This window comes from Ruminococcus sp. N15.MGS-57, from assembly GCF_000980385.1.
In the GTDB taxonomy this organism is placed as follows: Bacteria; Bacillota; Clostridia; order Oscillospirales; family Ruminococcaceae; genus Hominimerdicola; species Hominimerdicola aceti.
In genome coordinates this window covers 24142-37177 of the sequence record NZ_LARF01000006.1, presented here as the reverse complement: position 1 = coordinate 37177, position 13036 = coordinate 24142, and the positions used below count along the sequence as shown (strand labels likewise).

Below are 13036 nucleotides of genomic sequence, written 5' to 3'. Positions count from 1 at the left end.
GATATTCAATGGCAGAGATATTCAGCGTTACTGTCGAGGAGATAATCAAACAGCTTAATATGGAGATAATCTATGCTCCTGAGAACATCAGCAGCCTTGTTGTTACTGAGAATGATTGTAACAGACCTGGACTTCAGCTTATGGGATTTTATGAGTATTTCAATGCAGAGCGTGTTCAGATATGCGGAAATATGGAGTTTGCTTATCTTGCTTCACTTGACGAGAAAACAAGATATGAGAGGATAGACGCTCTTTTTGCTACAAAGATACCGCTTTTTATCGTGGCAAGAGGTCATGAGCTTTACCCTGAAATGGTTGAGATAGCTAAGAAATACGGCGTGCCTATCGCAAGAACTCAGGACAGCACAACAGCTTTTATCGCCGCACTTATCGGCTACCTGAACGTTGAGCTTGCTCCGAGAATAACACGCCACGGCGTTCTTATCGAAGTATACGGCGAGGGTATCCTTATCGTGGGAGAGAGTGGTGTTGGTAAGAGCGAAACAGCTATCGAGCTTGTAAAGAGAGGTCACAGACTTGTGGCTGACGATGCCGTTGAGATAAGAAAGACATCAAACAGAACGCTAGTAGGCTCATCACCTGATAATATCCGTCACTTCCTTGAACTGAGAGGTATCGGTATCATCAACACAAGACGTCTGTTCGGTATGGGTGCTGTAAAGGTAAGCGAGAAGATAGACCTTATCGTAGAGCTTGAGCCTTGGGACAGCACAAAGATATACGACAGAATGGGCGTAGACAATGAGTATACAACTATTCTCGGAATCAAGATACCGAGCCTTACAATTCCTATAAAGCCGGGCAGAAACCTTGCTGTTATCCTTGAAGTTGCGGCTATGAACAACCGTCAGAAGAAAATGGGTTATAACGCTGCCGCTGAACTTTTGCAGAATCTTGGTCTGCAAATGGACAAGAAAGACAAGGTCAAGAACTGGGATAATTTCTAAAAACACGCATATACTTTTTTAAATAGGAGATAGATCATAATGCACTTACAGGGAGATATGCACACGCACACTATAGCTTCAACTCATGCTTACTCCACCATAACAGAGAACTGCCAGTGGGCTGAAAAATACGGAATGAAAGGCATAGCAATGACAGACCATGCCATGAAAATGCCTGACTCGCCACATATCTGGCATTTTGTCAATCTTGGCATACTGCCGAGAAAGATAAACGGGATAACCGTCCTCAAAGGCATAGAGGCTAACGTTGTGAGCGATGACGGAGAGCTTGATACCAGCGAAAAGCTGCTTTCAGGACTTGAATGGGTGGTGGCGTCTATGCACAGTGCCTGCTATACTCCCTCGACACCTGAGAACCACACTAAAAGCTGGCTGAAAGTCGCACAGAACCCTCAGGTGGATGTCATAGGTCACTGCACCACCGCACCTTTTATGTTCGATTATGAAAAGGGCGTAAAGGCGTTCAAGGAGTACGGCAAGCTTGTGGAGATAAACGAAAGCTCATTTGTGTGCAAAAGGTCGCCCAGAAGAAACGTAGTGGAGCTTTTGAAGCTTTGCAAAAAGTATGAAGTGCCTGTGGTCTTTGACTCTGATTGTCATTTCTGTCAGCTTATCGGTCAAACACCGAAAGTGGCAAAGATAGCGGAGGAACTTGATTTTCCTGAGAAGCTTATCATGAACAGTGATTGGGAAAAAATAAGGGAATATGTTCTTGCGAAAAGACCAAACCTCGATATTTAAAACGATGAAAGGAGAAGCCCTCACAAGGGCGTTTTACAGATATATATGAATACACAAAAGCTGCTTGATCTTGCCTCAGAGCTTGAATGTAATGTTGTCTACAACGAGCCGCTTTCAAAGCATACCACATTCCGCACAGGCGGAACGTGTACTGCAATGGTGGATATAAGCTCAGAGGAAAGCCTTGCAAAACTTGTTAGAGCCGCACACGAATGGAACGTAAGATATATTGTTGTTGGAAATGGCTCAAATCTTTTATTTGACGATAAGGGCTACGAGGGAGTGGTGTTCCTCATGGGTCAGTCAGTGGACGAGATAAAAATGATGAACGAAAACACCATATACGCCGAGGCTGGGTGCAGCCTTATAAAACTGTGCAGATTCGCTCTTGAGCATAACCTCACAGGACTTGAGTTTGCCTATGGCATACCGGGAACTGTGGGCGGTGCTATATATATGAACGCAGGAGCTTATGACGGGGAGATTAAAAACGTTATAACCTCTGCGAACTCCGTGAGGGCAGACGGTACTGTACATACTACAGAGGCAAATAAAATGGCTCTTGCTTATCGCAGCAGCTGTTATCAGAAAAACGGCGAAGTCATAACCTCAGGAGTATTCAGACTTGAGGCAGGAGCGTATGACGATATTCAGGACAAAATGGTGGAGCTTATGGGCAGACGCCGTTCAAAACAGCCACTTGAATATCCAAGTGCAGGCTCGACCTTTAAAAGACCTGAGGGACAGTTTGCAGGAAAGCTCATTGAGGACTGTGGTCTGAGGGGATACACAGTGGGAGGAGCACAGGTGTCTGAAAAGCACTGCGGTTTTGTGGTGAACAAGGGTGGTGCAACAACTGAGGATATTATGTCGGTGATAAGACACGTTCAGCACATTGTCAAAGAGCAGACAGGCTATCTTCTTGAATGTGAGGTAAAGATAATACCTTACAAGGAATAATTTAAATAGGGATCAATAAGTGATGATTTTTTTCAGCTTTGTAAGAAAGGAATGAACGTTATGCAGTTTGTGATAATTACTGGTATGTCAGGATCGGGAAAATCAAGTGCCGTGAATGTGCTTGAAGATATAGGATATTACTGCGTTGATAATATGCCGCCTGAGCTTATCCCAAAGTTTGCAAACATATGCAGTCAGTCTGACGGAAAAATAGACAAGGTAGCGTTTGTTGTTGATATAAGAGGCGGCGACCTTTTTCTGAAGCTTCAAGACACAGTAAAGCAGCTTCAGGGCGAGGGCGTGAGTCTTAAAATACTTTTCCTTGACAGCTCAGATGACGTTATCGTGAGAAGATACAAGGAAACAAGAAGAAAGCACCCTCTTGACGAGGTGTCATATGGAAACATAAGAAAAGCTATTGAAACTGAGCGTGAGATATTAAGACCTATAAAAGCACAGGCTGATTTTTATATAGACACGTCCAGAAGCTCAACAGCTCAATTTAAGGAAAGGCTTTATTCCATATTCCTTGGAAACAACGAGTTTATGCATATTGACGTTCAGTCGTTCGGGTTCAAGTTCGGTGCAATGAGCGAGGGCGACCTTGTATTTGACGTAAGGTGTCTGCCTAATCCGTTTTATGTACCTGAGCTTAAGAACAAAACAGGTCTTGACAAGGACGTTTATGATTATGTTTTGAGCTTTGACGAAGCCAAAGTGCTTCTAGGCAAGCTAACAGATCTTATCGACTATCTCATACCTCTTTACGAAAAAGAGGGCAAGTCACAGCTTGTTATAGCGTTCGGCTGTACGGGCGGAAAGCATAGGAGCGTTACCTTTGCAGAAGCAGTTGCGGAGCATCTGAGAAAGCAAGGTCACAGGATAAGAATAACACACAGAGATATAAATAATCAGTAAGGCGGTTTGAAAGTTGGAGGACGTATCCTTTTCATACAGAGCAAAAGAAGAAATAATCAGCAAGATAAATTCAAAGCCAAAGGCTGACGTGTGCATGATGGGTATGCTCACGTACTGTAACTGCCTGTCAGATGATGAGATTTCTTTTCTCACTGAAAACAAAGCGGTAGCAGACTTTTTCGTGTTGAACACTGGCAGGATAACTGGTAATGAAAACGCAGTGTTAGTCACAGAGCAGAAAAAGCGAAACGGCGTTGTGCTTTATGCTTTGGATATTCCTGAGCGTGACGACAGGCTCACACTTCTTGACTATTTCAGAATGGATAAGAGCAGGCGTTTGGAAGAAGCTGACCTGCCTAAAGAGAAGTTTTACCCACAGCTCGTGGCTGGTATATTTCTTGCCTGCGGTTCGGTGAACAATCCTGAGAAAAAATATCATATGGAGTTCGTTATGCCAACGATAGAGCTTTGCAATGATTTTGGTATGCTGCTTATAGATAATTACGATATCACTCCAAAGCACGTTGAACGTAAGAACGCACAGATAGTTTACATAAAAGAGTCTGAGAATATCATAGATATGCTTACTCTTATGGGTGCGCCTATGTGTTCGCTTGAACTTATGAACGTAAAAATGATGAAAGATATGCGCAACAAGATAAACCGAGCGGTGAACTGCGATAACGCCAATATAGAGAAGTCGCTGAAAGCAGCGGAAAAGCAGATAAGCGATATCGAGCTTATAGACGAGACAGTGGGGCTTTATTCTCTTCCTGATAATTTGCAGGAGATAGCTGAGCTTAGATATAATAATCCCGACTACAATCTTAAAGATCTTGGTGCAGCCATAGATCCTCCTATCTCACGTTCGGGGGCAAACCACAGATTGCAGAAGATAGCAGAGATAGCTGACAGGATAAGAGTTGAAAAAGGTCTTGCACTGAAAGAGGAATAAAAATGCCTGAGTTTGTACATCTACATCTTCATAGTGAATATTCGCTCCTTGACGGCGCCTGCCGTATCAAGGAGCTTGTTTTGCGTGTAAAGGAGCTTGGACAGAAAGCAGTTGCGGTCACAGACCATGGAAATATGTTCGCAGCAGTGGAGTTTTACAACGAGTGCCTTGCTCAGGGCATAAAGCCTATAATAGGCTGTGAGGTGTATGTTGCACCAAGAACACGATTTGACAAGCTAGCGAAGATAGACAGTTCGCCTTACCACCTTGTGCTTCTGTGCGAAAACAACGAGGGTTATCAAAATCTTATAAAGCTTGTGTCGGTGGCATATACAGAGGGCTTTTACAGCAAACCGAGAGTAGATGTTGAATTGCTTGAAAAATATCATAATGGGCTTATCTGTCTGTCGGCTTGTCTTGCGGGTGAGATACCCAGAAAGCTTACCAATGGCGATTATGAGGCTGCAAAGCAGACTGCTCTTAAATATCGTGATATATTTGGCAGGGATAATTACTTTATAGAGCTTCAAAATCATAAGTTTGCAGACCAGCAGAGAATATTGCCTATGCTTATAAAGCTTTCACGAGAAACAGGAATACCGATTGTATGCACTAATGACGCACACTATCTCAGACGTTCAGACGCTAATGCGCAACGTGTGCTAATGTGTATCTCAACAGGCACGACACTAGACGACCCAAGCAGGCTTGAATTTCCGACAAACGAGTTTTATGTAAAGTCAGCAGAAGAAATGGCGGAGCTTTTTCCCTCTCAGCCTGAGTCGCTGGAGAATACAGTAAAGATAGCTGACAGATGTAATGTAAGCTTTGAGTTTGGCAAAACAAAGCTTCCGTATTTCCATATAGACGGTGTTTCGGATAACGAAAAGTTTCTTCGCGATATGTGCATGAAAGGGATTTATAAACGTTATGAAAATCCTACAAAAGAGGCTTTGAAACGTGTTGACTATGAGCTTGACGTTATAACGAGAATGGGATATACTGACTATTATCTCATCGTGTGGGATTTTGTTCACTATGCAAAGACCCACGGTATACCTGTTGGTTGCGGACGTGGTTCAGGTGCAGGAAGTCTGTGTGCTTATTGCATAGGCATAACGGGTATTGACCCGCTGAAATATGATCTGCTTTTTGAACGTTTTCTCAATCCCGAAAGAGTTTCTATGCCTGACTTCGATATAGATTTCTGCATGGAGGGCAGACAGCGTGTTATTGATTACGTTGTGGAGAAATACGGCTCTGACCATGTGGCGCAGATTGCGACCTTTGGCACACTTGCAGCAAAGCAGGCAGTGAGAGATGTGGCAAGAGCAATGGGTCTGCCTTATCAGACAGGAGATATGCTTGCAAAGAAAATACCTAGAGGTCAGCCACTTAAATATTCCATAGAGAATATACCTGAGCTTAGTTCCCTTTATAAGACTGATATGAAGATACGACAACTTCTTGATATTGCCATGAGCGTCGAGGGTATGCCACGAAACGTGTCCACCCACGCAGCAGGCGTTGTTATCACAAAAGAGCCCGTTAACTTTTACGTTCCTCTCTATTCTCGTGACGGACAGGTTTCCACACAGTATACAATGACAGTGCTTGAACGATTGGGACTTCTTAAAATTGATTTTCTCGGACTCCGCAACCTTACCATTATAGACCACTGCCGAAAGCAGGTGATAGAAACTCACCCTGATTTTGACTTGGAGAAGATACCTCTTGATGACAAAAAGGTATATGAAATGCTGTCACAGGGCAAAACGGAGGGTGTTTTCCAGTTTGAAAGTGCAGGAATGACTGCAACTGTCATGAAGCTTCGCCCTGAAAGATTAGAGGACCTTATCGCTGTTATCTCCCTTTACCGCCCAGGACCTATGGACTCGATCCCAACATATATCCGAAACCGCCATGAACCTGACAGGATAGTGTATAAGCACCCATTGCTCAAAGGCATACTTGAAGTGACATACGGCTGTATAGTTTATCAGGAGCAGGTAATGCAGATATTCCGCACGCTCGCAGGATATTCATACGGCAGAGCGGATATCGTAAGGCGAGCAATGGCTAAAAAGAAAGCGGCTGTTTTGGAAAACGAGCGAAAAGCGTTTATCTACGGTGAGAAAGGGCAGTGCTGTGGTGCAGTGGCAAACGGTGTGCCCGCTAATGTTGCCAATGAGATATTTGACGAAATGACCTCTTTTGCAAGCTATGCCTTTAACAAATCCCATGCGGCGGCTTATGCAACTATCGCATATCAGACAGCGTATTTAAAATGTCATTTCTATAAAGAATACATGGCGGCACTTATGACTATCACGCTTCTTGACAGCACAGACAAGCTTTACGGATATATCGCAGATGTTGGCAAAAGTGGCGTTAAAATTTTGCCGCTGGATATAAATAAGAGCGAAAGCGGTTTTGTGGCTGAGCCTGAGGGAATACGCTTTGCACTTCTTGCGGTTAAGTCACTTGGTGAGGGGGCTATCGACAGGATAGTTTCTGAGCGTAAATCAGGTGGAGCGTTCCGTTCGCTTCAAGACTTTTGTACACGAGTTTCGGGCAGAGATATCCACCTGAGAACAGTGGAAGCACTTATAAAGAGTGGAGTTTTTGACGGTTTTGGATACACCAGACGTGAACATCTCAATGCTTGCGAGGACATAATGAAAAGCGTAACTCGGTCAGACGGAAGTGTGATTGAGGGTCAACTTGACTTGTTTGGCATGGGTGCTGCTTTGCCAATGGAAAAGAAGATAGAACGCTGCGGCGAGTTTGACGAACAGCAGCTTCTTGAATTTGAACATGAAGCTCTTGGTATGTATATATCTGCCCACCCTATAGACCGCTTTGACTGTGTGATTTCAGCCGCAAGGTGCGTCACCTCTGCACAGCTCATAAAAGCCTGTACAGACGAGGGCGGAATGGCTGATAAACGTTTCGCTGATGGGGCGGAAGTAGACTATGCAGGAATGGTCAGGGGCAGAAAAATGCTAAAGACCAAAAAAGGCGATATGATGTGTTTTGTGGAGCTTGAAGACAAGTTCGGAACATTAGAGATAGTGGTTTTTCCGTCAGTTTTTCAAACTATGGGAGGCCTTATAAAAGACAGAGCGCTTCTACACGTCAAAGGCAAGATATCATGTAAAGAGGAAGAAGAACCTAAGATACTTGCGGATATGCTCGAGCCTGTCGATAGATTTTGCTCATTACAGCTTCAAAGGGATATTTGCGTAAGGCTTGTTTCAAGAGATGCAGAGGGCATAAAGGCTGTTAGAACTATAGCCGAGAAATACAGAGCGCAGACTGGTTCAAAGTTTGCGGTATTTTTCAGCGATATACGCAAAATGACAGGCATAAAGTCTGTTCATGCTGTGAAAATGTGTCCTGAACTGCTTGTCGAACTTGAAAACAGACTGGGTGCTGAGAACGTGGTATTTATGGACAGAAAAGGAGAATAAAAATGGAGCCAAGAACATATAAGGTAACAAAAATTGACGGTGATTATGCACATCTTCTCAATGTGGACACAGGCGAAGATCTTCTTATGGCAAGAGCGCTTTTGCCTGACGAAACAGACGAGGAAACAATGCTTCACTGGGAAAATTTCATTTATACGGTAATAGAATAAGTGCATTTATGAAATTCTTGTGAAAAGTATGGAAATCTGCACAGGAATGTGATATACTATATTATTATCGTGTTATCACGAAAAATTTTAGCGTGAAAACGCTTGAAGGAGTAATCAAATGGCTGTATCTTATAGTAGGGAAGAACTCGGCAGAGGGATATCTCTTACAAGAATATATGACAAGAAATTCAAGTCAAACTGCGTGAAGATTGCATTTATATCACCGCTGAACGAAAAAACAGCCTGCGTCAATGCAATGCTTCAAACAGTTCTTGTGACATCGAATGCGGAGATACCTTCACGAACAAAGCTTACTTCCACACTCACCGGGTTGTATGGTTCGAGCATAGGCACCAACTGTGGTACCATAGGCGATTATCAGTCTGTGGGACTGTCTGCGAGCTTTATCGGCGACGATTATACTATAGACGGCGAAGTAATATCCGTTCAGGTTGTAAGACAGCTTCTGAATTGTCTGATAAGACCGCACCTTGTTAACGGAAAGTTCTGTGAGAAGTATTTTACTTTGAGAAAGCAGGAGCTTATCGACGCTATTGTTGCCACTGTCAATGACAAGCGTGGCTATGCACTTTTGCAGGCGAAAAAGGTCATATTTGAGGGCGAGCCTGCGGCTGTGTCTGCAATTGGAACTGTGGAGCTTGCTGAGAACATAACTCAGGAGGATCTGTTAAGACAACACAAAAAGCTTCTTGAAAGTGCAAAGATAGAGATAACCATATCAGGCGGCGGAAACACGGCTGCTGCGGAAAATCTTATAAGAAATGAAATGGCTGCTCTTATAAGAGTTTCACCTGTGGAGAAGATAGACTACAGACACAATTCACCTGCAAAGGCAGAGCCTGTTTATAGAGAGCTTAAAATGCAGGTAATCCAAAGCAAAATGGTCATGGCATTCAAGTCTGATTATGAGGATATCTACACCGCAAAGCTTTTCTGTATGCTTCTCGGAGCAACGCCTTTTTCAAAGCTTTTTGCAAACGTAAGAGAAAAGATGAGCCTTTGTTATTATTGTTCCTCTGCATATGCCGACAGAAAGGGCACGCTTTTTATCGACAGTGGAGTTGAAAGCTGTAACATAGAAAAGGCAAAAAAAGCTATCGAAGAGCAGCTTGAGGCGATATGCGACGGCGACTTTACAGATGAGGAGCTTGAAAACACAAAGAAATCTCTTTGCGGAGGCTTTAAGTCAAATTATGACAGCATATATGATATCATGGGTTGGTATGCAGCGCAGAACACACGAAACACAGCTTTCACTCCTGAGGAGATAAACGAGCGGATAGCAAAGCTTACTCGTGAGGACATAATAAGCTGTGCAAAGACTTTTAAGCCTGATACTGTTTTCGTTATCAGAGGCGAGGAAGAGGAGGACTGTGATGAATAAGGAGATCGTAAAGAGCGAGCGACTGGGCGAGAGCTACAGCGTTTTTCATCACCCGTCAGGACTTGACGTGCTTGTGTGGAAAATGGAGGGCTTCACAACTACAGAAGCCATATTTGCCACAAAGTACGGCTCAATTTACAACTGTTTTAAGACCAAGGACAGCAAAGATTTCATCACTGTGCCTGAGGGCATAGCCCATTTTCTTGAGCATAAGCTTTTTGAAAACGAGGACACAGATGTTTTTGACTTATATGCAAAAACTGGTGCCAACGCAAATGCTTTCACGTCTTTTGATGAAACGGCATATACGTTCAGCTGCTCGGAAAACTGGGAGGATTCTCTTGAAATACTTCTTGACTTTGTTCAGAAGCCATATTTTACAGAGCAATCTGTGGCTAAGGAGCAGGGAATAATCGGTCAGGAAATAAAAATGTGTGCAGATTCTCCTGAAAGACAGTGTTTTTATAATCTGCTGAAAGCTCTGTATGTAAACCACCCTATAAAGATAGATATTGCAGGAACTGTTGATACTATTGCTGAGATAACCCCTGATCTTCTTTATAAGTGTTACTACACTTTCTATAATCTTCACAACATGGTCCTTGCCGTTGCAGGAAATGTTGACGAGGATAAGGTCATGGAAATATGCGATAAAATGTTGAAGCCATGCGAGAATATGGAGCTTGAAACAAAGCTCCCTGATGAGCCTGAGAATGTAGCGCAGAAAAAGATATTTCAGAGCTTCCCTGTGGGTCTGCCACTTTTCAATATCGGCTTCAAGTGCAAGCCTTATGAGGGCAGAGAACTTTTTAAAAAGGCTGGAACAGCGTCAGTTGCGCTTCATCTGCTCATTGGCTCTTCGTCACCTCTTTATAAACAGCTTTTTGATGACGGACTGATAAATTCGCAGTTCGGTGTCGAAGTGTTCACAAGCTGTGGAGTATTCTCTCCAATAATATCAGGTGAATCCCATGACCCCGAAGAGCTTTATCGCCGTTATCTAGCTGAGATAGAGCGTGTAAAGAAAGAGGGCTTTGACAAGTCGCAGTTTGATATGATAAAGCGTTCTATGTACGGCGAAATAGTAAGAGGAATGAATAATCCTGAAAGAGCAGCAGATTATCTTGCAGAAAGCTATTTTGAAAACTCTGACGCTTTCTATGAAGCACAGGTTCTTGCAGAAATGACTGTGGAGGATTGCGAAAACGCCGTAAAAGAAATGTTCGACCCTGAAAAGTCGTCTATCTCCGTGGTAGATAATAAGTAGGTATTTTGAGCCACAGACTCAGTGAAAGGAATGATAAATTTATGACAGCATTGCAGTTTCTTGCCGACTCTTCGGCAAATGACGCAATAAGGGAAAAACTCAGAGAGTTTCCGAACAGAGTTTATTTCCCCAATTTCGGAAAGGGTGACAATATCTTCAAAGAGGGTATTGATATCGACAGAGTGCTTTTTACAGTGCCAGGTACGAATTTCAAGATATATTGGTATGGTTTTTTGATAACCATCGGTATTCTTCTTGCAATGATATACGGCTTCAGAAGAATGAAGACCGTAGGTATCGACCCTGATAGAGCGACAGATTCCGTTATCGGCGGACTTATTGGAGCTATCTTTGGCGCAAGATTTTATTATATCATCTTTAATACAGAGGGCATGAAATTCTCAGAGTTTTTCGATATTCGTGACGGAGGTCTTGCTATCTACGGCGGACTTATCGGTGCGATAATCGTGGGCGGAATTATAGCTAAAGTAAGAAAGCTGAAGCTTACTGCGCTTCTTGACGTGGTCGCACCATGTTTTCTTATCGGTCAGTGTATCGGACGTTGGGGCAACTTCTTCAATCAGGAGGCCTTCGGTGCAAACACAAAGCTTCCTTGGGGCATGATAAGCAACACCACAATGGAATATATCTCAAACCATTATGACGAGCTTGGCGGCAAAGTGTCGGCTCTTGACCCTATCCACCCATGCTTCCTTTATGAATCTATTTGGTGTCTTATTGGATTTATAATCCTGCATTTCTATCTTAAACACCGCAAGTTTGACGGCGAAGTATTCCTTATGTACACAGGCTGGTACGGTCTGGGAAGATTTTTCATCGAGGGCCTGAGAACAGATTCGCTCTATCTTGGAAACATAAGAGTATCACAGCTTGTTGCAGGCACTTGTGTTCTTGCTTCACTTGTACTTATAATCGTGTTCAGAGGTATCACAAAGAGAAACAGCGATTACAAGCTGTTCGTTGATACAGAACTTTCAAAGGCTCAGCTTGAACAGTATAACAGCTACAATGATATCCAGAAAGAGAAGAAAGAACTTAAGCACAAGATAAAGGAAGCCAAGGATAAGGGCGAAAGCTTTATTGAGCTTCAAAAAGAATATGACGAAAAGTTCGGCAAGCAGGCTCAGAAAGATAAGCTTAAAGAAGCTGAGGAAAAGGACAAGGAGTCACACACCAAAGCCGAGGAAGAGTATAAGTCCATACTTGACGAGGACTCTGAGGACGCTGACAGCGAAGTAAAAGATACAGATGAAAAGGATACGGAGGAAGAATAAATGGGACAGATAATTGACGGCAAGGCAGTATCAGCCAAGGTCAAGGAAGAAATAAGACTTGAAACAGAGAAGCTCAAAGAGCAGGGCATAGAGATAGGTCTTGCAGTGGTCATCGTAGGTGATGACCCTGCTTCACAGGTCTATGTAAGAAACAAGGAAAAGGCTTGTGAAACTGTGGGCTTTAATTCATTTAAGTATGCTCTCCCTGCGGAAACAACAGAAGAAGAGCTTCTCGACCTTGTCAAAAAGCTTAATGATGACGACAGGGTGGACGGAATACTCGTTCAGCTCCCTCTGCCAAAGCACCTTGACGATAAAGTGATAATAAATAACATCAGACCTGACAAGGACGTTGACGCTTTCCACCCTGTAAATGTGGGCAAAATAATGATAGGCGATTACAGCTTTCTGCCATGCACACCTGCCGGCGTTATGGAGCTTATCAAGTCAACAGGTACTGACATTGCAGGCAAAGAGTGTGTAGTGGTTGGCAGAAGCAATATCGTTGGCAAACCGCAGGCTATGTTGCTCTTGCATAATAACGGCACTGTTACTATCTGCCATTCAAAGACAAAAGATCTTAAAGAAGTTTGCCAGAGAGCAGATATACTGGTGGCGGCTGTTGGCAGACCAAAGATGATAACCGCTGAATATATCAAGGAGGGCGCAGTAGTTATCGACGTTGGTATGGATCGTGATGAAAACGGCAAGCTTTGCGGTGACGTTGATTTTGAGGACTGCAAGGATAAGGCTTCATTTATCACACCTGTTCCGGGCGGAGTCGGCCCTATGACCATTGCAATGCTTATGAGAAACACACTCACAGCAGGCAAGGCTCATCACGGCATAGAATAGTTGTAAAA

At 43.4% G+C, this 13036-nt stretch carries 11 protein-coding genes; all 11 read left to right on the top strand.

Going from position 1 to position 13036, the window contains the following annotated elements:
- Positions 1-8: 8 nt before the first annotated feature.
- The 11 genes from hprK to folD all read left to right on the top strand — a co-directional run bounded on the left by hprK (position 9) and on the right by folD (position 13028).
- Complete coding sequence (gene hprK, locus WS40_RS02070) at positions 9-968, top strand: HPr(Ser) kinase/phosphatase (protein WP_022286731.1); 960 nt, start codon at positions 9-11, stop codon at positions 966-968.
- A gap of 39 nt (positions 969-1007) precedes the next feature.
- Positions 1008-1730 carry a phosphatase gene (locus tag WS40_RS02065; RefSeq protein WP_046439773.1) on the top strand — a complete coding sequence of 241 codons (723 nt, stop codon included), beginning with the start codon at positions 1008-1010 and terminating at the stop codon, positions 1728-1730.
- A 45-nt stretch (positions 1731-1775) separates the two neighbouring features.
- Complete coding sequence (murB, locus tag WS40_RS02060) at positions 1776-2690, top strand: UDP-N-acetylmuramate dehydrogenase (RefSeq protein ID WP_046439771.1); 915 nt, start codon at positions 1776-1778, stop codon at positions 2688-2690.
- A 60-nt stretch (positions 2691-2750) separates the two neighbouring features.
- Positions 2751-3608, top strand: coding sequence for an RNase adapter RapZ (gene rapZ, locus WS40_RS02055; RefSeq protein WP_038671699.1), 858 nt, complete (start codon positions 2751-2753; stop codon positions 3606-3608).
- Between the two features lie 13 nt (positions 3609-3621).
- Positions 3622-4563 carry a DNA-binding protein WhiA gene (whiA, locus tag WS40_RS02050; protein WP_046439768.1) on the top strand — a complete coding sequence of 314 codons (942 nt, stop codon included), beginning with the start codon at positions 3622-3624 and terminating at the stop codon, positions 4561-4563.
- 2 nt (positions 4564-4565) lie between these two features.
- On the top strand, positions 4566-8036 hold the full coding sequence (locus tag WS40_RS02045) for a DNA polymerase III subunit alpha (protein ID WP_046439766.1): 3471 nt from the start codon (positions 4566-4568) through the stop codon (positions 8034-8036).
- A 2-nt stretch (positions 8037-8038) separates the two neighbouring features.
- Positions 8039-8206, top strand: coding sequence for a hypothetical protein (locus WS40_RS11270; protein WP_325208364.1), 168 nt, complete (start codon positions 8039-8041; stop codon positions 8204-8206).
- 118 nt (positions 8207-8324) lie between these two features.
- Entirely contained in the window at positions 8325-9611 is a 1287-nt protein-coding gene (gene yfmF, locus WS40_RS02040) for an EF-P 5-aminopentanol modification-associated protein YfmF (protein ID WP_046439764.1), read from the top strand.
- On the top strand, positions 9604-10878 hold the full coding sequence (gene yfmH / locus WS40_RS02035; RefSeq protein ID WP_046439761.1) for an EF-P 5-aminopentanol modification-associated protein YfmH: 1275 nt from the start codon (positions 9604-9606) through the stop codon (positions 10876-10878). The genes yfmF and yfmH overlap by 8 nt, the downstream gene beginning before the upstream one ends.
- Positions 10879-10919: 41 nt before the next feature.
- On the top strand, positions 10920-12173 hold the full coding sequence (gene lgt, locus WS40_RS02030; RefSeq protein WP_046439759.1) for a prolipoprotein diacylglyceryl transferase: 1254 nt from the start codon (positions 10920-10922) through the stop codon (positions 12171-12173).
- Entirely contained in the window at positions 12174-13028 is an 855-nt protein-coding gene (folD, locus tag WS40_RS02025) for a bifunctional methylenetetrahydrofolate dehydrogenase/methenyltetrahydrofolate cyclohydrolase FolD (RefSeq protein WP_046439758.1), read from the top strand.
- Positions 13029-13036 lie beyond the last annotated feature (8 nt).